Origin of the sequence: Lacisediminihabitans profunda (assembly GCF_008040105.1) — a bacterium.
GTDB lineage: Bacteria > Actinomycetota > Actinomycetes > Actinomycetales > Microbacteriaceae > Lacisediminihabitans > Lacisediminihabitans profunda.
The window spans coordinates 67,629-86,717 of the sequence record NZ_VRMG01000015.1 but is presented as its reverse complement, the minus strand read 5'-3'; the positions used below and the strand labels follow the sequence as shown (position 1 = coordinate 86,717).

The following is a 19,089-nucleotide window of genomic DNA, read 5'->3' as shown; positions in this document are numbered from 1 at the left end:
CACGGTGGCGCGCTCCACCGCGAGGCGTCGACACGAGCCGGATAGATTGGGAAACATGAAGCTCGAACTTCGGGGCATCACCAAGAGGTTTGGTGCCCTGGTCGCAAACGACCACATCGACCTCACGGTGGAGCCCGGCGAGATCCACTGCCTGCTCGGCGAAAACGGGGCGGGCAAGTCGACCCTGATGAACGTTCTGTACGGCCTGTATCAGGCCGACGATGGCGAGATCCTGCTGGACGACGTCGTCCAGCGCTTTTCCGGCCCGGGGGACGCGATGGCGGCCGGCATCGGCATGGTCCACCAGCATTTCATGCTGATCCCCGTCTTCACCGTGGCGGAGAACGTGATGCTCGGGCACGAGAAGACCAGGGCCGGCGGGAGGCTGGACATCGCGGCCGCCCGCGAGCAGGTGCGCGCGATCTCGAGCCGATTCGGTTTCGACATCGATCCGGATGCGCTCGTCGACGACCTCCCGGTGGGGGTGCAGCAGCGCGTCGAGATCATCAAGGCGTTGTCCCGCGACGCGAAGGTTCTCGTCTTCGACGAGCCGACGGCCGTGCTCACGCCGCAGGAGACGGATGAGCTCATGGTGATCATGCGTCAGCTCAAGGAGGCGGGCACCTCCATCGTGTTCATCACCCACAAGCTGCGCGAGGTGCGCGAGGTCGCCGACCGCATCACCGTGATCAGGCTCGGCAAGGTGGTCGGCCAGGCCAGCCCCACCGCGACGAACACCGAACTCGCCTCGCTCATGGTGGGCCGCGCCGTGGAACTCACCGTGCACAAGGACCCCGCCAAGCCGGGGAACGCCGACCTCGTCGTGAAGAACCTCTCGGTGATCGATCACCGCGGGCAGCTCGTGGTCAACAACGTGAGCTTCGAGGTGCACGCCGGCGAGATCCTCGCCATCGCGGGAGTGCAGGGCAACGGGCAGACCGAGCTCACCGAGGCCATCATGGGGCTCCAGCCGCGGGTGACCGGTTCGATCATGCTCGACGGCAACGAGCTGCGGAAGGCGAGCGTGAGAACGGTTCTGGATGCCGGAGTCGGCTTCGTGCCGGAGGACCGGTCGGAAGACGGCCTGATCGCCGAATTCACCATCGCCGAGAACCTCATGCTCGATCGCTCGAACGGCGAGCCCTTCGTCAAGGCGGGCACCCTGCAGCTCGGCACGCTCGCCGAATTCGCCGAGAAGACGATCGTCGAATTCGACATCCGCGCGCAGGGCATCGGCACGCACGCCGGCAAGCTCTCCGGCGGCAACCAGCAGAAGGTGGTGCTGGCCCGCGAACTGTCGAGGAGCCTGCGGTTGTTCGTCGCCGCGCAGCCGACCCGCGGTCTCGATGTCGGCTCGATCGAATTTGTGCACACCCGCATCATCGCCACCCGGGATGCGGGAACTCCGGTTCTCGTCGTCTCCACCGAGCTTGACGAGGTCGTCGCGCTCGCCGACCGCATCGCGGTCATGTACCGCGGAGGCATCGTCGGCATCGTCCCCGGCACGACACCGCGCAGCGTTCTGGGCCTCATGATGGCCGGCGAACTGCCCTCAACCCCGGAGGTGGCCGCGTGAGCGACTCGCAGATTCCCACGCAGGGCCCGGTGCCCACGCCGGGCACGGTCCAGGGGGAACAGCCGGCCCCCGCCGCCGAGCAGCCGTCGCGTTTCTCGGGCGTGCTGCGGGAGATCGCCTCCGGCAACGCGCTCATCTCGGTTCTCGCCGTGGTGCTCGCGCTCGTGGCCGGTGCGGTGCTCATCGCCGTCACCGATCCGGGGGTGCATGCGGCATCCGCCTACTTCTTCGGCCGCCCTCTCGACACCGTCAATGCCGTCTGGACCGCGGTGAGTGGGGCGTACACCGCCCTCTTCCAGGGCTCGATCTACAACTTCGGTCGTCCGACCTTCGCCGCCGGCATCAAGCCGTTCACCGAGACGCTGACCTTCGCCACCCCGCTCATCGCGGCGGGTCTCGGCGTCGCCCTCGCCTTCCGGGTCGGCCTGTTCAACATCGGGGGCCGGGGGCAGATGCTCATCGCCGCTGCCGCGGCGGGCTGGGTCGGGTTCTCGTTCGACCTCCCCTGGGGCGTTCACCTCATCGTGGCCCTCGTCGTCGGAATCGTGGGTGGCGCCCTCTGGGGCGGAATCGTGGGCCTGCTCAAGGCGCGCACCGGGGCCCACGAGGTGATCGTCACGATCATGCTGAACTACGTGGCGTTCTACCTGCTCGCCTACATGCTCCGCACCCCGGGTCTCCTGCAGGCGCCGGGTTCGAGCAACCCGAAGTCGCCTGCGATGAAGCCGACGGCCGTGTTCCCGCACATTCTCGGGCCGTCGTACAACCTCACCCTCGGCTTCATCCTCGTGATCATCGCCACCATCTGGGTCTGGTACCTGCTCTCCCGATCGAGCCTGGGGTTCAAGTTCCGCGCCATCGGCGAGAACCCGCATGCCGCCCTGACCGCCGGAATCAACGTCAAGAACATGTACGTGTACGCGATGCTCATCTCGGGCGCGCTCGTCGGCCTCGCCGGGGCGAACCAGGTGCAGGCGTCGATCACCTCCGGATTCGGATCGGGCATCGATGCCGGAATCGGATTCGATGCGATCACCGTCGCACTGCTCGGGCGTTCGAGACCATGGGGTGTCTTCGTGGCCGGCATCCTGTTCGGGGCCTTCAAGGCCGGTGGCTTCACCATGCAGGCCTCGCAGAACGTGCCCATCGACATCGTGCTCGTGGTGCAATCCCTCATCGTGCTGTTCATCGCGGCGCCGCCGCTGGTGCGGGCGGTGTTCAGGCTCCCGGCTCCCACGGTGACCCCGCGGGTCGCGCCGGCGAAGATCTCAGGCAAGAAGGCGGTGGTGACCAAGTGACGACGGTGTCCGGCAACCTCGCCACCCCATCCTCGACTCCGGCGTCGAAGATCGTGCTCGCGACCGCTGTCGTGAAGAGCTGGAAGAGCCCCATCGCTCTCGGGATCTTCGCGCTGGTCTCGATCGTGCTCTTCGGCGTGTTCGGACGGGACGGCACGAGCAGCTTCCGGCTGTCGTCCGAGACGGACTTCGTGCAGCTGCCGGTGCTCGCGCTGCCGACCAGGGCCGCGGGAATCGTGCTCTCCATCCTGCTGGTGCTGCTCGCGGCCTACGCCACCTGGCTCGCCTACCGGGCGCGCCGAGTGAATCTCTGGCTCATCGTGGTCTTCGCCCTCATCTTCATGGTCGGATTCCTCTCCTGGGCGTCCGCCGGCCACACGATGCCGGTCACCGGACTCCTCGTCGGGTCGGTGGGGCTGAGCGTGCCGCTGATCTTCGGTGCGCTCGGAGGCGTCATCTCCGAACGGGTCGGCGTGGTCAACGTGGCGATCGAGGGCCAGTTGCTCGCCGGCGCCTTCGTGTCGGCGCTCGTCGCCTCGGCCACCAGGCAGCCGTTCCTCGGCCTGGCCGCGGCGATGGTGGCCGGCGCCCTCGTGTCCTCGGTTCTCGCGGCGTTCTCGATCAAGTACCTCGTCGATCAGGTGATCGTCGGTGTCGTGCTGAACGTGCTCGTGACCGGACTCACCAACTTCCTCTATTCGACGGTGTTGAGCCCGGCCAACGAGACCCTCAACAACCCCGGCATTCTTCCCCGCATTCCGATCCCGGTGCTCAGCGGAATTCCGATCATCGGGCCGGTGCTCTTCCGGCAGACCATCATCATCTACATCATGTATGTGGCCGTGATCGCCGTCTGGTACGGGCTGTTCCACACGAAGTGGGGGCTGCGGCTTCGCTCGTCCGGCGAGCACCCGCAGGCGGCGGACACCGTGGGCATCAACGTCAACCGCACGCGGTTCTGGAACGTGTCGCTCGCCGGAGCGATCGCCGGGCTGGGCGGGGCGTATTTCACCCTGGGATCCATCGGGGGGTTCAGCAAGGAGATGACGGCCGGAGCGGGCTTCATCGCCCTGGCCGCCGTGATCTTCGGCCGCTGGGATCCGATCAAGGCGACCTTCGCGGCCCTGCTCTTCGGGTTCGCGACGAACCTGCAGAGCGTGCTCGCGATCATCGGCTCGCCCGTGCCGAGCGAGTTCATGCTCATGCTTCCCTATATCGTCACGATCGTGGCCGTCGCGGGTCTCGTCGGACAGGTGCGGGGACCGGCCGCGGCCGGCAAGCCGTATGTGAAGTCATGAGCGAGATCGACTGGGACGCACTGCGCGCGGTCGCCAACGAGGCGAGGACCCACGCCTACGCGCCCTATTCGAACTTTCCGGTCGGGGTCGCCGCGATCGTGGACGACGGCCGGGTCATCACCGGCGCGAACGTGGAGAACGCCTCGTACGGGCTCACCCTCTGTGCGGAGTGCGCCCTCGTGTCCAGCCTGCACATGACCGGCGGCGGCCGCCTCGTGGCTTTCACCTGCGTCGACGGCCACGGCAACATCCTCATGCCCTGCGGGCGCTGCCGCCAGCTGCTCTACGAACATTCCGCACCGGGAATGCTGCTCGAGACGGTGTCGGGCGTACGCACAATCGACCAGGTGATCCCGGACGCGTTCGGGCCACGCCAGCTCGCAGAATACGACAACTCGGGAGTCTGACCGTGGCCATCGAAGCATTCGACGTCGTCGACCTCATCCATGTCAAGCGGGATCGCGGGGTGCTCAGCACCGAGCAGATCAACTGGCTCATCGACGCGTACACCCGCGGTTTCGTCGCCGACGAGCAGATGTCGGCCATGACGATGGCGATCTTCCTCAACGGCATGGAGCGGAGGGAGATCCGCGACCTCACCCTCGCCATGATCGCGAGCGGCGAGACCATGGACTTCTCCGGCCTCTCGAAGAAGACCACGGACAAGCACTCCACCGGCGGTGTCGGCGACAAGATCACCCTGCCGCTCGCGCCCCTCGTCGCCTCCTTCGGCGTGGCCGTGCCCCAGCTCTCCGGCCGCGGGCTCGGGCACACGGGTGGCACGCTCGACAAACTCGAGTCGATCCCCGGCTGGCAGGCCAACATCGGCCCTGCCCGGATGCGCGAGATCCTCGAGGAGGTGGGCGCCGTCATCTGTGCCGCCGGCTCCGGACTCGCCCCGGCCGACGGCAAGCTCTACTCGCTGCGCGACATCACCGGCACCGTCGAGGCGATCCCGCTCATCGCCTCCTCGATCATGTCGAAGAAGATCGCCGAGGGTACGTCGGCTCTCGTGCTCGACGTGAAGTTCGGCTCCGGCGCGTTCCTCAAGGACATCGAGCAGTCGCGCGAGCTCGCGCGCACCATGGTGGAGCTCGGCGTGGATGCCGGGGTCGCGACCTCCGCGCTGCTCACCAACATGAACGTTCCGCTCGGCCTGGCGATCGGCAATGCGAACGAGGTTCGGGAGTCGGTGGAGGTGCTCGCCGGTGGCGGACCGTCCGACGTGCGGGCCCTCACGGTGGCGCTCGCTCGGGAGATGCTGGCCCACGCCGGGCTGCCGGACGCCGATGTCGAGGCGGCCCTCGGCGACGGCCGCGCGATGGACACGTGGCGGGCGATGATCACCGCGCAGGGCGGAGATCCGGGCGCTGCCCTTCCTGTCCCGCGCGAGACGCACGTGGTGATGGCGCCGCGCTCGGGCGTGCTCGTCGAGCAGCAGGCGCTGCCGTTCGGCATCGCGGCGTGGCGGCTCGGGGCGGGACGAGCCCGCAAGCAGGACCCGGTCCAGCACGCGGCGGGCATCGACCTGCACGCGAAACCGGGTGACCTGGTGACCGAGGGCCAGCCGCTGTTCACGCTCAACACCGATGAGCCTGAGCGATTCGCCCGGGCCATCGAGGCACTCGACGGGGCGTACCGGATCGGCGATGCCGGCGACGACATCGTCACGGGCGGTCCGCTCATCGCCGAGCGCATCGGGGCCTGATGTCGGCGCACACGACCTTCGACTGGTGGTTCCGCAACCGTCAGACCGGGCGGATCACCCTCGGCCAGTCGCCGAACCTGCCGATCACGATCTTCGCGGCGACGACCGCGGTGGGCGTGCTCGTGCCGCGCGGGCCGGTGCGCACGGCCGCTGCCGAGCTCGCGGTCGGGGTGTTGGCGTGGTGGGCCGTCGACGAGATCGTGCGCGGGGTGAACCCGTATCGTCGCCTCCTGGGCGTCGGGGCCCTCGCCTCGCTCGCGCTGCTCGCGGTGCGCGCTCGTCGCCGCTGAGTCATCCGTCGGCGGCTACTCGGGGTCGCCGATGCGCTCGAGCGCGTCGACGATGAGCGCCCAGAATTTGCCGTGGTCGAGGTCGGTCGCCGCGTAGGTCGTGCAGTCGGCCGGGGCGGGCGAGCGGAAGTCGGCGACCGTCATGCCGAGGGTGAGCGTGCCGGTGAGTTCGATGTCGAGCGGCACGCGCACCACGGTCATCACCGTCGGGTCGATCACCAGGGCCACCGCGCACGGGTCGTGCACCGGCGGGTGCTCGAAGCCCTGCGCCTCCCGGTAGGTCTGCCCGAAGAAGGCGAGCAGCTCCACCACGAAGCGCGCCGGGGCGGTGCCGACCGCGGCGATCGCGGCCACGACATCCGGGGTGGCGATCGCCTGATGCGTGAGGTCGAGCCCCACCATCGTGAGCTTCCACTTCTCATTGAAGACGATGTGGGCGGCCTCGGGGTCGATCACGATGTTGAACTCGGCCGCCGCGCTCCAGTTGCCCACGTGGTAGCCGCCGCCCATGAGCACGACCTCCTTCACGCGTTCGGCGATGCGCGGCTCCTTGCGCACGGCGAGGGCGATGTTGGTGAGGGCGCCGGTCGGCACGAGGGTGACCGTGTTCGGCTCGTTGGCCATGATCGTGTCGATGATCAGGTCGACGGCGTGACGGGCGTCCGGAACGAGCGTCGGCTCGGGCAGGACCGGCCCGTCCAGGCCGCTCTCGCCATGGATGGATGGTGCGGTCTCCGCCACGCGCACCAGCGGTCGGTGCGCCCCGGCAGCGAACGGCACGCCCGTGATCCCGGCGATCCGAGCGACCGCCAGGGCGTTTCGGGTCACCTTGTCGATCGTCTGGTTGCCGTGGACCGTGGTGACGGCGAGCAGCTCCACCGTCGGGTTGCCGTGGGCCAGGATGAGCGCGATCGCATCGTCGTGGCCGGGGTCGCAGTCGAGGATCATCTTGAGCGCCATATCGGCAAGGTTAGCGGCCAGCCCAGCCGGTAGATTTGGACTATGACCTCTGCCCCCCACGACTTCCTCCTGCCCGGTGGCGCGAACATCACCGCGCTGCCCAAGGTTTCGCTGCACGACCACCTCGACGGGGGGCTGCGGCCCCAGACGATCATCGAGCTCGCCGAGTCGATCGGCCTGGACCTGCCGGAGACGGATGGCGCGGCCCTCGGAGAATGGTTCGCCGAGAAGTCCGACTCCGGTTCGCTCGTCGAGTACCTCAAGACCTTCGACATCACCACCGGTGTCATGCAGACCGAGGAGGGACTGATCCGGGTCGCGCGTGAGTTCGTTCAGGATCTCGGCGCCGACGGCGTGATCTGGGGCGAGATCCGCTGGGCGCCCGAGCAGCATCTCGGCAACGGCCTCACCCTCGACCAGACCGTGGAGGCGGTGCAGGCCGGGATCGAGGAGGGCATCGACGATGTGCGCAACGCCGGAGGGCGCATCCGCATCGGCCAGCTCGTGACCGCGATGCGCCACGCGGACCGCGGGCTCGAGATCGCGGAGCTCGCCGTGCGCCATCGCGGCAACGGCGTCGTGGGCTTCGACATCGCGGGCGCGGAGGCAGGCTTCCCGGCCGGCAACCTGCGCGAGGCGTTCGACTACCTCGCGCGCAACTTCTTTCCCACGACAGTTCATGCGGGGGAGGCCGACGGCCTCGAGAGCATCAGGGGTGCCCTGTTCGATGGCCGCGCCCTGCGGCTCGGGCACGGCGTGCGCCTGGCCGAAGACATCACCGTGGACCGCGAGGACGACGAGAACACCTACGTCGAACTCGGGCGCCTGTCGCAGTGGGTCAAGGACCGGGAGATCGCGCTCGAACTGAGCCCGTCATCCAACCTCCAGACCGGGGCGATCGAGCAGTGGGGCGACGACCTCATCGACCACCCGTTCGACTTGCTCTACCAGCTCGGATTCCGCGTCACCGTCAACACCGACAACCGGCTGATGAGCCGCACCAGCCTCAGCCGCGAACTCGCGCTGCTCGCCGAGACGTTCGACTACGACCTGAGCGACCTCGAGGTGTTCCAGCTGAATGCGGCCGCCGCGAGCTTCCTGCCTCTCGAGGACCGCGAGGAGCTCGTCGACCTGATCACCGACGGCTTCGAAAGAGCCTAGTCATGCCACTTCCGCCACTCTCCGAGTCGGCAATAATCCTGGGCGCGGACGCCGCCGACTGGCGCGAGGCCGTGCGCCTGGCCGGGCGAGCGCTCGTCGCCTCCGGTGCGGCGCGCCCCGGCTACGCGGACGAGATGATCCGCATGATCGACGAGCACGGACCGTACGTCGTGATCGCGCCGGGGCTCGCCCTCGCCCACGCGCGACCGGGCCCCGAGGTGCTCGCGGACGGCCTCGCGGTCGTGACGCTCGCCACGCCGGTGGCGTTCGGGCATCCGCACAACGACCCGGTGAGCGTGGTTCTCGGGCTCGCGATCAGTTCGGTGTCGGCGCACCTCGAGTCGATCGCGGAGCTCGCGAACGTCTTCAACGACTCGTCCGCCATCGCGGACCTCGCGGCCGCGAAGACCGCCGACGAAGTCATGAGAATCATGGGGAGTTCAGAGTGAAGATAGTTGCGATCTGCGGTGCAGGTATCGGCAGTTCCGGAATCCTCAAGGTGAACGCCGAGAGGGTGCTCAAGCGGCTCGGACTCGAGGCGGATGTCACAGCCGCCCACCTCGGGAGCCTGCTGACGGACTCTGCGGATGCCCAGATCATCTTGACCTCCGCGGAATTCGTCGATGCGATCGGCAAGACCTTCGCGGACGTGATCGTGATCGAGAACTACTTCGACACCGACGAACTCTCCCGCAAGCTCGAGGCCGCGCTGGGATAGTTTCACCTGCTCGCCGACACGGCGGGCGGGCTGAGTCAGGCCGCGATCGCCGAGGCGGTCGGTCGATCGGTCGGGCAGACCGTAGTGCGGACTCTGGTTGTGCAGGACGGCGCCGGGTGTCTGGCTGTTATGCGCTACAGACTCTGGTTGTGCAGGACGGCGCCGGGTGTCTGGCTGTTATGCCCTACAGACTCTGGTTGTGCAGGACGGTGGTTGCAGCGTCCTGCACACAGTGTCCTGCACAACCAGAGTCTGCGGAGTGGGTCGCCTTGATCGGGTCTGTCCTGCACAACGAGGGCTTGTCCTGCACAACCTGTCCTGCACAACAAGGGGAGCACAACAAGGGGAGGACAACGAGGGGAGGGCGGCGCCCTCAGGAAACGAGCGGACGCACGGCGGCCTCGAGCGCGGCGATCCGGCTTGCCGCCAAGGCGATCCGCTCGTCCGCAGATCCGGCGACACTCGATGCATCGATGTACACCTTCACCTTGGGCTCGGTGCCGCTCGGTCGCACGATCACGCGCGAGCCGTCCTCCAGCCAGAGGCGCAGGATGTCGCCGGGCGGAAACTGCTCGAAACCGTCGGCGAAGTCGTCGATCTGGCGCACGGCGGTGGCGCCGAGCCGCTCCGGCGGGTTCGCTCGAAGCCGGGTCATGATGCGCGGGATCTCGGCGAGATCCGACACGCGGATCGAGACCTGCGCGGAGGCGAAGGCGCCGAACCGGTCGGCGAAGTCGCGACGGTGCTGCGCGAAGCTCGTGCCAGAGCTCTTCAACTCGGCGAAGAGGGCCAGGAAGTCGAGAGCCGCCGAGATGCCGTCCTTGTCGCGCACCTTGTCCGGGTCGACGAGGTAGCCGAGGGCCTCCTCGTAACCGTAGGAGATGCCGGGGACTCGCGAGACCCACTTGAAACCGGTGAGCGTGTCGACGTACTCGAGGCGGTACTCCCGCGCCACGGCCGCCAGAGCGGGGGAACTCACGATCGAGGTGACGAGCACTCCCTCCGGTCCGCTCGCGGTGATGCGCTCGGCCGCGCGCCAGCCGAGCAGGGCGCCGACCTCGTTCCCGCTCAGACGCTCCCAGCCTCCGGCGGCGTCGGGGATGGCGACGGCGAGACGGTCGGCATCCGGGTCGTTGGCGATCACGAGCTCCGCACCCACCCGGGAGGCGAGTTCGAAGGCGAGGTCGAGCGCGCCGGGCTCCTCCGGATTGGGGAAGGCGACGGTGGGGAACTCGGCGTCTGGCTCGATCTGCTCCGTCACGATCACCGGAGCGCCGAACCCGGCCCGCACGAACACCCGGTGGGCCGTCTCGTAGCCGACGCCGTGCAGGGCCGTGTAGACGAAGAGGGGACGCACCGCTGGAGCGGAGACGAGCGCGGCGGTGCGACGGACGTACTCGTCGAGCACCTCCTCGCCCGCCACCTCGAAGTCGGTCGACCGGGGCAGGTCGAGCACGTTCCGCTCGGCGGCCACTCGCAGAATCTGTTCGGCGATCGCCGCATCCGACGGCGGAACGATCTGGGAGCCGTTGTCCTCGCCGCCGAGGTAGACCTTGTAGCCGTTGTCCCGCGGCGGGTTGTGGCTCGCCGTGACCATGACCCCGGCGCTCACTCCGAAGTGCCGCACGGCGAAGGCGAGTACGGGGGTGGGGAGGAGCCGGGGAAGCAGGATGGCCCGAACGCCGGCGCCGGCCATCAGCTCCGCGGTGTCCATCGCGAACACCCGGGAGTTCTTGCGGCCGTCGTAGCCGATCACGACGCTCGGGTGCTCCTCGCGGGACACCAGGAAGGCGGCGAGACCGGCGGCCGCCTGGGCGACAAGCACGCGATTCATCCGGTTGGAGCCGGCCTCGATCCGGCCGCGGAGCCCGGCCGTGCCGAACTCGAGCCTGGTGTCGAAACGATCGTGCAGTTCGGCGGTGGCGCCGGCGTCACCGGTCGAGGCCACGGCGATCAGGGCGGAGAGCTCCTCGCGGGTTTCCGCATCCGGATCCTGCCCGAGCCAGGCCCTGGCGGCCTCGAGGACGTCCCTGGTCACAGCTCGGCCACGATGCGTGCGAGCAGGGCGCTGATCACCGGCTCGGCCGACCGACCGGCGTCGAGCACTTCTTCGTGGCTCAGCGGAGTCTTCTGGATGCCGGCGGCGAGATTCGTGATGAGCGAGAGCCCGAGGATCTCCATGCCGGACTGCCGCGCGGCGATCGCCTCGAGCGCGGTCGACATGCCGACGATGTGGCCGCCGATGGCCTTCGCCATCTGCACCTCCGCCGGGGTCTCGTAGTGCGGTCCGCGAAACTGCGTATAGATCCCCTCGTCGAGCGACGGCTCGACGCCCCGCGCGACGGCCCGCAACCGCGCGGAGTAGAGGTCGGTGAGGTCGATGAAGGTGGCGCCCTCGAGGGGCGAGGCCGCGGTGAGGTTGATGTGGTCGCTGATCAGCACGGGGGTGCCTGGCGTCCAGGTCTCCCGGATGCCGCCCGCGCCGTTGGTGAGGATCATGACCTTCGCGCCGGCCGCGGCCGCTGTGCGCACGCTGTGCACCACGCGGCGCACGCCGTGACCCTCGTAGTAGTGCGTCCTGGCGCCGATCACCAGCGCGCGCTTGCCGCTGGGGAGCAGCACGGAGCGCAGGCTGCCGACGTGCCCCTCGAGCGCGGGCTTGCTGAATCCGGTGACCTCGTGGGCAGGGATCGTGGCCGTGGTCTCGCCGATCAGGTCGGCCGCCTTGCCCCAGCCGCTGCCGAGGGTGAGCGCGATGTCGTGCTGCTTGACCCCCGTGCGCTCGGCTATTTCGAATGCGGCCATGGCCGCGATCGAGAACGGGTCGTTTGCGGGGTCGTCGAGAAGATTCGGGTGCGTCGTCGCCATGATCCCACTCTATTGGTCCGCCTTGTCGCGCACGGTTTGGCTGGCTTCCCGCAACACGCGAGAATAGGCCCATGTCCTATGAGTTCGAGCGCAAGCAGCGCATCGCCGTCGTTGGTGGCGGACCGGGTGGTTACGAAGCGGCGCTCACCGGGGCCCAGATGGGCGCCGAGGTCACGGTCATCGAGCGCGTCGGGGTGGGCGGCTCAGCCGTGCTCACCGACGTCGTGCCGTCGAAGACGCTGATCGCCACGGCCGAGGCCGCGAATGCGATCGGCGAGGCCGCCGACCTGGGAGTGCAGTTCTTCACCCGCGGAGAGTCCGGCCGACCGGTGCGGCCCGAGGTCACGGTCAACCTCGCCGCCGTCAACCAGCGGCTGCTGCGCCTCGCCCGCCAGCAGTCGGAGGACATGAAGTCCCAGCTGATCAAGGCCGGCGTTCGGGTGATCCAGGGCGATGGTCGCCTCGACGGCCCCAACACGGTGATCGTGTCGACGGGCAAGGGCAAGACGAGCACCGACTTCGACGAGATCCAGGCCGACACCATCGTCGTCTCCGTGGGTGCGAGCCCGCGCATCCTCCCCAGCGCGAAGCCGGACGGCGAACGCATCTTCACCTGGACCCAGCTCTACACGCTCCAGGAGACGCCCGAGCACCTCATCGTCGTCGGTTCGGGTGTCACCGGGGCCGAGTTCGCCTCCGCCTTCACCGCCCTCGGCTCGAAGGTCACCCTCATCTCCAGCCGCGACCAGGTTCTCCCGGGCGAGGACGCGGATGCCGCCCGCGTGCTCGAGGACGTCTTCAAGCGCAACGGAATGACGGTCCTCTCCAAGTCGCGCGCCGATTCGATCAAGCGCACCAAGGACGGCGTGATCGCCACCCTGAGCGACGGTCGCACCGTGGAGGGCAGCCACTGCCTGATGGCCGTCGGCTCGGTGCCGAACACGGCGGGGATCGGCCTCACCGAGGCGGGCGTGCAGCTCACTGACTCCGGCCACATCCGCGTCAACCGGGTCGCACGCACGTCGATGCCGTCCATCTACGCCGCCGGCGACTGCTCCGACTTCCTGCCCCTCGCCTCCGTGGCATCGATGCAGGGTCGCACGGCCGTCTTCCACGCCATGGGCGATGCCGTGAACCCCACCGAGCTGCGCAACGTCGCCTCCAACATCTTCACCCAGCCGGAGATCGCGACGGTCGGCTGGACCCAGAAGCAGATCGAAGACGGAATCGCCCAGGGCGAGATCTACAAGCTGCCCCTCGCCTCCAACCCGCGAGCCAAGATGATGGGCATCAAGGACGGCTTCGTCAAGCTGTTCGCCCGCACCGGATCGGGCACCGTGATCGGCGGCGTGATCGTCGCGCCCCGCGCGTCGGAGCTCATCCTGCCGATCGCGATCGCGGTCGAGCATCGGCTCACCGTCGACCAGGTGGCCCGCGCGTTCGCCGTCTACCCCTCGCTCTCCGACTCCATCACGGATGCCGCCCGCGCGATGCACATCGTCAACTGAAGACGGCGTCAACCAAGGAGGAGGAGCGCTGGTGAGCATCGAGGACAACACGAGGCCGATCGAGCCGGGCATCGTCACCGACCTCGCCGGGCGGATGAGCTACGGGTCGTATCTGGCCCTGGACGAGCTGCTCGGCGCGCAGCATCCGCTCAGCGTCCCGGAGCATCACGACGAGATGCTGTTCATCATCCAGCACCAGACGAGCGAGCTCTGGATCAAGCTCCTGCTGCACGAGCTGCGGTCGGCGCGCGAGCTGCTCAAGGCCGACGACCTCGGCACCGCGCTCAAGCGCATCGCCAGGGTCAAGCACATTCAGGAGACGCTCACCCAGCAGTGGTCGGTACTCGCCACCCTCACCCCCACCGAGTACGCCCAGTTCCGCGACTCCCTCGCCAACGCATCCGGGTTCCAGTCGCACCAGTACCGCGCCGTGGAATTCATCCTCGGCAACAAGAACGCCAAGGTGCTCGCCGTGTTCGACAGTGACCCGGTCGCCCGGCAGGTGCTCGCCGACCTGCTCGAGGAGCCGAGCCTCTATGACGAGTTCCTGCGCTTCCTGCACCGGCAGGGGCATCCGGTGCCGGCGAGCGTGCTCGAGCGGGACGTGACGAAGGCGTACACCTTCACGCCCGAACTCGTGCCGGTGTTCACGGCGATCTACGACTCGGCCGACGAGAATTGGCGCATCTACGAGGCCTGCGAGGAGCTCGTCGACCTCGAGGACAACTTCCAGTTCTGGCGCTTCCGGCACCTCCGCACCGTGCAGCGCACGATCGGCATGAAGAGGGGCACCGGCGGATCGAGCGGCGTCGGCTTCCTCCAGCGCGCCCTCGACCTCACTTTCTTTCCGGAGCTGTTCGCGGTTCGCACCGAAATCGGCCGGTGAACGCCGACGCCCCCACCGCCTCAGACCCGATTCGGGTCGACGAGGTGTGGCTGGGCGGATGGCGCGGCCCCAGCCTGCTGCGGGTGCGCGACGGCGCGCTCGAGTACCTTTCGCCCGCCGGTTCCGCGCACCATGCCGGACCACGGCTGGCCGGAACGATCCTGCCCGGTTTCGTCGACTCGCACGTGCACCTCGGCCTGGTCGACGCGAGTGGGCTCGTGGCCGGCGGAATCTCCCGGGTGGTCGACCTCGGCTGGGACCCGGCCGTGGCATCGGGGTGGGCCGGATCGACCGGGCCGGACGCCGTCGACGTAGAGTTCGCGGGCGCCTTCCTGACCGCCCGAGGCGGGTACCCGGGCGATCGATCCTGGGCCCCGCCGGAAGCCGTTCGTGAGCTGTCGACCGGCGCCGAGGCGTCGGCCGCCGTGGCGGAGATGGTGGGCTTCGGCGCGAGCGTGATCAAGATCGCGCTCAACAGCGAGGCCGGGCCGGTCTGGTCGGACGCCCTCCTCGAGGACGTCGTCGCCGCCGCGCACGCGGCCGACCTCCCCGTGGTCGCGCACGCCGAGGGGCCGGGCCAGGCGATGCGGGCCGTCGCCGCCGGAGTCGAGACGCTCGCGCACACCCCGTGGACGGAGCGACTCACCGATGACGAGGTGGCCGCCTCCGCCGCCCGCTGCGCGTGGACGAGCACCCTCGACATCCACGGCTGGGGCGACCGCGGCCGCGCGTACGACACCGCCATCGACAACCTCGGTCGGTTCGCCGCCCTCGGCGGCCGCGTGCTCTACGGCACCGACCTCGGCAACGGCCCCCTCCCGGTCGGCCTCAACGCCCGGGAGCTCGCGGCGCTAGGCGAGGCCGGGCTGTCGACCGGCGACCTGGTCCGCGCGCTCATCCGGTCATCCGGTAGCTTCGGAGCACGCTTCACCTGGATCCCCGGAGAGGTCGCGCCGGGCCGGGAGGGCGCGAGCTGGCTGTCGACCGCATCGGTCGTTTCGCTCGTCACGATGGAGGAGATCTACTCATGAACACATCACTGGATGCGTCCGACCTCGCCGGTCGTGCGGCGCAGCTCGACCAGACCGACCCGCTCGGCCGATTCGCCGCGGAATTCGTTCCGAGCGACGAGGTCGTCGCCTATCTCGACGGCAACTCGCTCGGCCGCCCGCTCCGGGTCACCGGCGACCGGTTCGCATCCTTCCTCGAGCGTGAATGGGGCAGCCGCCTCATCCGGTCCTGGGACGAACGGTGGATGGACCTCCCTCTCGCCCTCGGTGACCGGATCGGCTCGCTCACCCTCGGCGCGGCGCCCGGCCAGACCGTGGTCGCCGACTCGACGACGGTGCTGCTCTACAAGCTCATCCGCGCGGCGGTGGACGCCCGCCCCGGACGCACCGAGATCGTCGTCGACGACGACAACTTTCCCACCGACCGGTTCGTGCTGGAGGGGGTGGCCGCCGAACGCGGAATGACTCTGCGCTGGATCTCGGTGGACCCGGAGCGGGGCGTGACCGTCGAGCAGGTGCGCGATGCCGTCTCCGCTTCGACCGCCCTCGTGGTGCTCAGCCACGTCGCCTACCGCTCCGGCTACCTCGCCGACGCGCAGGCGATCACTGAGGAGGCGCATTCGGCCGGGGCGCTCGTGCTCTGGGACCTCTGCCACTCGGCGGGGGTCGTGCCCACCGAGCTTGACGAGTGGGGCGTGGACATCGCCGTCGGCTGCACATACAAGTACCTGAACGGCGGGCCGGGGTCGCCGGCCTTCGCCTACGTGCGTCGAGACCTGCAGGCCGGGTTGCAGCAGCCGATCTGGGGCTGGATGGGGGCCAGCGACGTCTTCGCGATGGCACCGGAGTACCGGCCGGCCGCCGGCATGAGGCGCTTCATCAGCGGCACCCCGCCGGTGGTCGGGATGCTCGCCATGCAGGACATGCTCGACCTCATCGAGCGGGCGGGCCTCGGCGACATCCGGGAGAAGTCCCTGCTGCTCACCGACTTCACGCTCGACGTCGTGGACGCGTGGCTCGCGCCGCTCGGCGTCACCGTCGCGACCCCCCGTGAACCGGAGCGCCGGGGGAGCCACGTGACGATCCGGCACGACGGCTTCCGAGAGGTGACCGCCGAGCTCTGGGCTCGGGGCGTGATCCCGGACTTCCGCGCTCCGGACGGCATCCGGATCGGGCTGTCGCCGCTGAGCACGACCTTCGCCGAGCTGCTCGCCGGCCTGGCCGCGATCCGACACGCGATGAATCCGGCCGCCGGCTAATCGGCTCGTGGTCGGTCAGCGGCCCGCGTCAGCTCGCGATGTCGAGCAGCAGGTAACCGGATGACACGGTTGCGCCCACCGCGGCGTTGACGTTCGCGATGGTGCCGTCCTTGTGCGCGGTGATCGGCTGCTCCATCTTCATCGCCTCGAGCACGAGGATGAGGTCGCCCTTGACGACGACGTCGCCCTCCGCGACCGCGAGCTTGACGATCGTGGACTGCATGGGGGCCTTCACCGAGTCCCCGGTGGCGGTGACGACCGCTCCGGCTCCTCCGCGGCGCCGGGGGGCCGGTCCCAGGGCTGCGCTTCCGGCGGACGCGGCTACGAGGCGCGCGGGCAGGGTCACCTCGATGCGCTTGCCGTCCACCTCCACGACGACACTGCGCCGGGGCGCGGCCGCCGGGGTATCGGCGAGCGACCCGCTCCAGGGCTCGATGTCGTTCACGAAGTCGGTCTCGATCCAGCGGGTGTAGATGCTGAACGGCGCCGTGGTGAAGGCGGGGTCGCGCACGATCTTGCGGTGGAAGGGCAGCACGGTGGGCAACCCGGCGATCTCGAACTCATCGAGGGCGCGACGGGAACGCTCGAGCGCGTCCTCGCGGGACGACCCGGTCACGATGAGCTTGGCGAGAAGCGAGTCGAATGCCCCGCTGATCACGTCGCCCGTGGTCACTCCGCTGTCGACGCGCACCCCGGGTCCGCCGGGGAAGCGGAGCGCGTGAACGGGGCCGGGAGCCGGGAAGAAGTTGCGTCCGGCGTCCTCGCCGTTGATGCGGAATTCGAAGGAGTGCCCCTCCGCCACGGGATCGTCGTAGTCGAGGGCGCCGCCCTCGGCCAGCCGGAACTGTTCGCGGACCAGGTCGATGCCGGTGACCTCCTCGGACACCGGATGCTCCACCTGCAGTCGAGTGTTCACCTCGAGGAAGGAGATGGTGCCGTCCTTGGCTACGAGGAACTCGCAGGTGCCGGCCCCGAGGTATCCGACCTCCTTGAGGATCGCCTTGGATGCCGAGTAGAGCAGGGCGTTCTGTTCGTCGGTGAGGAAGGGCGCCGGGGCCTCCTCCACGAGCTTCTGGTGGCGTCGCTGTAGCGAGCAGTCGCGGGTGGAGACCACCACGACCTTGCCGTAGGCGTCCGCGAGGCACTGGGTCTCGACGTGGCGGGGCTGGTCGAGGTACTTCTCCACGAAGCACTCTCCCCGGCCGAATGCGGCGATCGCCTCGCGGGTCGCCGAATCGAACAGCTCGGGGATCTCCTCGCGCGTGCGGGCCACCTTGAGGCCGCGGCCGCCCCCGCCGAAGGCCGCCTTGATGGCCACGGGAAGACCGTGGATGTCGACGAAGTCCAGCACCTCCTGGGCGCCAGACACCGGGTTGAGGGTGCCGGGGGCGAGGGGCGCCCCCACCTTCTCCGCGATGTGGCGGGCGGACACCTTGTCGCCGAGCTTCTCGATGGCGTCGGGCGATGGCCCGATCCAGATCAGGCCGGCGTCGATCACGGAACGCGCGAACTCCGCATTCTCGGCGAGGAATCCGTAGCCGGGATGCACGGCGTCGGCACCGGATCGCCGGGCGATCGACAGGATCTTGTCGGCGCGCAGGTAGGTGTCGGCGCTCGTTGCGCCGTCGAGGGCATACGCCTCGTCGGCGAGCTTCACGTGCCTCGCGTCGCGATCCTGGTCGGCATAGACGGCGACCGCGGGTATCCCCGCGTCCTTTGCCGCCCGGATGACTCGGACGGCGATTTCGCCTCGGTTAGCGATCAGGAGCTTCGTGATGCGGGGCATAGTTCTTTAGCCTATTGGTCGGGACGGGTACGCCTTTGGCGGTGGGCTACAAAAAAGCCGGATGGGGCGGTGAGATCCTCTACAACTCGGCCCGGTCCCCCGCGCGATTGAGCGCCGCTACCGGTTCCACAGCGACGGCCAGGAAACCTCGAACTCGAGGAACAGCGACCGCAGGGTGGAGAGCGACAGGCCGACCACGGCATGCGGGTCGCCGTCGACGGACGTGATGAATGGCGCACCCAGACTGTCGATCGTGAAGGCGCCGGCGACCTGGAGCGGTTCACCGGTACCGATGTACTCGTCGATCTCGTGGTCGGAGATGTCGTCCGCGAAGGTCACCCCGGCCGTCGCCACCGCGCCCGCCGCGCCACGAATGCCGCCGCCGCGGTGATCGATGAGCCAGTGCCCGGAGTGAAGATGACCGGTGCGCCCGCGCTGCAGCAGCCACCGCTCGCGCGCCACCTCCGGGCGGTGCGGCTTGCCGTAGACGATGCCGTCGAGTTCGAACGCCGAGTCCCCGCCGAGGATGAACCCGTCGATCGGTTCGGCGTCCACGAGCTGACCGGTCACCGCCTCGGCCTTGGCGCGCGCCAGCAGCAGCACCATCTCGCTCGGGGTGAGGGGTCCTGCCGCGGCGACCACGGCATCCTCGTCCACTCGGGAAGGGAGCACGGCCGGTTCGACGCCGGCGGCCCGCAGGGTGGCGAGTCTCGCCGGCGAGGTCGATGCGAGGTAGAGACGCACTGGTGCTTTCGTCACGAAG

Annotated in this window: 18 protein-coding genes; 13 read left to right on the top strand and 5 right to left on the bottom strand. The window is 68.9% G+C overall.

Annotation, left to right across the window (positions count from 1 at the left end; translation table 11 throughout):
- Positions 1 to 55 precede the first annotated feature (55 nt).
- From FVP33_RS17575 to FVP33_RS17550, 6 genes are read left to right on the top strand one after another with little or no spacing between them, the layout of a single operon-like run.
- Positions 56 to 1,576, top strand: a complete 1,521-nt coding sequence (locus tag FVP33_RS17575; RefSeq protein ID WP_147784996.1) for an ABC transporter ATP-binding protein — start codon at positions 56 to 58, stop codon at positions 1,574 to 1,576.
- Positions 1,573 to 2,874 (top strand): ABC transporter permease, encoded by a 1,302-nt coding sequence (locus FVP33_RS17570; protein ID WP_147784995.1) that lies wholly within the window; start codon positions 1,573 to 1,575, stop codon positions 2,872 to 2,874. Before FVP33_RS17575 ends, FVP33_RS17570 begins: the two co-directional genes overlap by 4 nt.
- Entirely contained in the window at positions 2,871 to 4,172 is a 1,302-nt protein-coding gene (locus FVP33_RS17565) for an ABC transporter permease (protein WP_187270789.1), read from the top strand. Before FVP33_RS17570 ends, FVP33_RS17565 begins: the two co-directional genes overlap by 4 nt.
- The gene (locus tag FVP33_RS17560; protein ID WP_147784994.1) at positions 4,169 to 4,579 is read left to right on the top strand and encodes a cytidine deaminase; all 411 of its coding nucleotides are present in this window, start codon (positions 4,169 to 4,171) and stop codon (positions 4,577 to 4,579) included. The genes FVP33_RS17565 and FVP33_RS17560 overlap by 4 nt, the downstream gene beginning before the upstream one ends.
- Positions 4,580 to 4,581: 2 nt before the next feature.
- Positions 4,582 to 5,880 (top strand): thymidine phosphorylase, encoded by a 1,299-nt coding sequence (locus FVP33_RS17555; RefSeq protein ID WP_147784993.1) that lies wholly within the window; start codon positions 4,582 to 4,584, stop codon positions 5,878 to 5,880.
- Complete coding sequence (locus FVP33_RS17550; RefSeq protein ID WP_147784992.1) at positions 5,880 to 6,170, top strand: hypothetical protein; 291 nt, start codon at positions 5,880 to 5,882, stop codon at positions 6,168 to 6,170. Before FVP33_RS17555 ends, FVP33_RS17550 begins: the two co-directional genes overlap by 1 nt.
- Before the next feature lie 15 nt (positions 6,171 to 6,185).
- Here FVP33_RS17550 and uriH read toward each other — a convergent pair whose 3' ends face one another.
- On the bottom strand, positions 6,186 to 7,130 hold the full coding sequence (uriH, locus tag FVP33_RS17545) for a uridine-preferring nucleoside hydrolase UriH (protein ID WP_147784991.1): 945 nt from the start codon (positions 7,128 to 7,130) through the stop codon (positions 6,186 to 6,188).
- Between the two features lie 42 nt (positions 7,131 to 7,172).
- Between uriH and FVP33_RS17540 the strand changes: the two genes are divergently transcribed.
- Genes FVP33_RS17540 through FVP33_RS17530 form a run of 3 tightly spaced genes read left to right on the top strand, consistent with a single transcriptional unit; the run spans position 7,173 to position 9,009 of the window.
- Positions 7,173 to 8,291 carry an adenosine deaminase gene (locus FVP33_RS17540; RefSeq protein WP_147784990.1) on the top strand — a complete coding sequence of 373 codons (1,119 nt, stop codon included), beginning with the start codon at positions 7,173 to 7,175 and terminating at the stop codon, positions 8,289 to 8,291.
- A gap of 2 nt (positions 8,292 to 8,293) precedes the next feature.
- A complete protein-coding gene (locus FVP33_RS17535; protein WP_147784989.1) occupies positions 8,294 to 8,740 on the top strand; it encodes a PTS sugar transporter subunit IIA in 447 nt (148 codons plus the stop codon).
- Positions 8,737 to 9,009: a PTS sugar transporter subunit IIB gene (locus tag FVP33_RS17530; protein ID WP_147784988.1), complete on the top strand. Its 273-nt coding sequence runs from the start codon at positions 8,737 to 8,739 to the stop codon at positions 9,007 to 9,009. The genes FVP33_RS17535 and FVP33_RS17530 overlap by 4 nt, the downstream gene beginning before the upstream one ends.
- 373 nt (positions 9,010 to 9,382) lie before the next feature.
- Here the strand turns inward: FVP33_RS17530 and FVP33_RS17525 are convergent, their stop codons facing one another.
- The gene (locus FVP33_RS17525) at positions 9,383 to 11,047 is read right to left on the bottom strand and encodes a phospho-sugar mutase (RefSeq protein ID WP_147784987.1); all 1,665 of its coding nucleotides are present in this window, start codon (positions 11,045 to 11,047) and stop codon (positions 9,383 to 9,385) included.
- The gene (locus FVP33_RS17520) at positions 11,044 to 11,877 is read right to left on the bottom strand and encodes a purine-nucleoside phosphorylase (RefSeq protein WP_147784986.1); all 834 of its coding nucleotides are present in this window, start codon (positions 11,875 to 11,877) and stop codon (positions 11,044 to 11,046) included. Before FVP33_RS17520 ends, FVP33_RS17525 begins: the two co-directional genes overlap by 4 nt.
- A 71-nt stretch (positions 11,878 to 11,948) precedes the next feature.
- Between FVP33_RS17520 and FVP33_RS17515 the strand changes: the two genes are divergently transcribed.
- Genes FVP33_RS17515 through FVP33_RS17500 form a run of 4 tightly spaced genes read left to right on the top strand, consistent with a single transcriptional unit; the run spans position 11,949 to position 16,540 of the window.
- Positions 11,949 to 13,385: an NAD(P)H-quinone dehydrogenase gene (locus FVP33_RS17515; protein ID WP_147784985.1), complete on the top strand. Its 1,437-nt coding sequence runs from the start codon at positions 11,949 to 11,951 to the stop codon at positions 13,383 to 13,385.
- A 31-nt stretch (positions 13,386 to 13,416) separates the two neighbouring features.
- Entirely contained in the window at positions 13,417 to 14,271 is an 855-nt protein-coding gene (kynA, locus tag FVP33_RS17510) for a tryptophan 2,3-dioxygenase (RefSeq protein ID WP_147784984.1), read from the top strand.
- The gene (locus tag FVP33_RS17505; RefSeq protein WP_187270788.1) at positions 14,268 to 15,302 is read left to right on the top strand and encodes an amidohydrolase family protein; all 1,035 of its coding nucleotides are present in this window, start codon (positions 14,268 to 14,270) and stop codon (positions 15,300 to 15,302) included. The genes kynA and FVP33_RS17505 overlap by 4 nt, the downstream gene beginning before the upstream one ends.
- Positions 15,299 to 16,540 (top strand): kynureninase, encoded by a 1,242-nt coding sequence (locus FVP33_RS17500; protein ID WP_147784982.1) that lies wholly within the window; start codon positions 15,299 to 15,301, stop codon positions 16,538 to 16,540. The genes FVP33_RS17505 and FVP33_RS17500 overlap by 4 nt, the downstream gene beginning before the upstream one ends.
- Positions 16,541 to 16,568: 28 nt before the next feature.
- Here FVP33_RS17500 and FVP33_RS17495 read toward each other — a convergent pair whose 3' ends face one another.
- Together FVP33_RS17495 and FVP33_RS17490 are read right to left on the bottom strand one after the other, a co-directional pair.
- Positions 16,569 to 18,326: an acetyl/propionyl/methylcrotonyl-CoA carboxylase subunit alpha gene (locus FVP33_RS17495; protein ID WP_147784981.1), complete on the bottom strand. Its 1,758-nt coding sequence runs from the start codon at positions 18,324 to 18,326 to the stop codon at positions 16,569 to 16,571.
- A gap of 117 nt (positions 18,327 to 18,443) precedes the next feature.
- Positions 18,444 to 19,070 (bottom strand): Maf family protein, encoded by a 627-nt coding sequence (locus FVP33_RS17490; protein ID WP_147785108.1) that lies wholly within the window; start codon positions 19,068 to 19,070, stop codon positions 18,444 to 18,446.
- Between the last annotated feature and the right edge of the window lie 19 nt (positions 19,071 to 19,089).

Coding starts and splice junctions, on each gene's coding strand:
- FVP33_RS17495 (WP_147784981.1), bottom strand. CDS start 18,326: ATGCCCCGCATCACGAAGCTCCTGATCGCTAACCGAGGCGAAATCGCC.
- FVP33_RS17515 (WP_147784985.1), top strand. CDS start 11,949: ATGTCCTATGAGTTCGAGCGCAAGCAGCGCATCGCCGTCGTTGGTGGC.
- FVP33_RS17550 (WP_147784992.1), top strand. CDS start 5,880: ATGTCGGCGCACACGACCTTCGACTGGTGGTTCCGCAACCGTCAGACC.
- FVP33_RS17560 (WP_147784994.1), top strand. CDS start 4,169: ATGAGCGAGATCGACTGGGACGCACTGCGCGCGGTCGCCAACGAGGCG.
- uriH (WP_147784991.1), bottom strand. CDS start 7,130: ATGGCGCTCAAGATGATCCTCGACTGCGACCCCGGCCACGACGATGCG.
- FVP33_RS17540 (WP_147784990.1), top strand. CDS start 7,173: ATGACCTCTGCCCCCCACGACTTCCTCCTGCCCGGTGGCGCGAACATC.
- FVP33_RS17575 (WP_147784996.1), top strand. CDS start 56: ATGAAGCTCGAACTTCGGGGCATCACCAAGAGGTTTGGTGCCCTGGTC.
- FVP33_RS17535 (WP_147784989.1), top strand. CDS start 8,294: ATGCCACTTCCGCCACTCTCCGAGTCGGCAATAATCCTGGGCGCGGAC.
- FVP33_RS17520 (WP_147784986.1), bottom strand. CDS start 11,877: ATGGCGACGACGCACCCGAATCTTCTCGACGACCCCGCAAACGACCCG.
- FVP33_RS17500 (WP_147784982.1), top strand. CDS start 15,299: ATGAACACATCACTGGATGCGTCCGACCTCGCCGGTCGTGCGGCGCAG.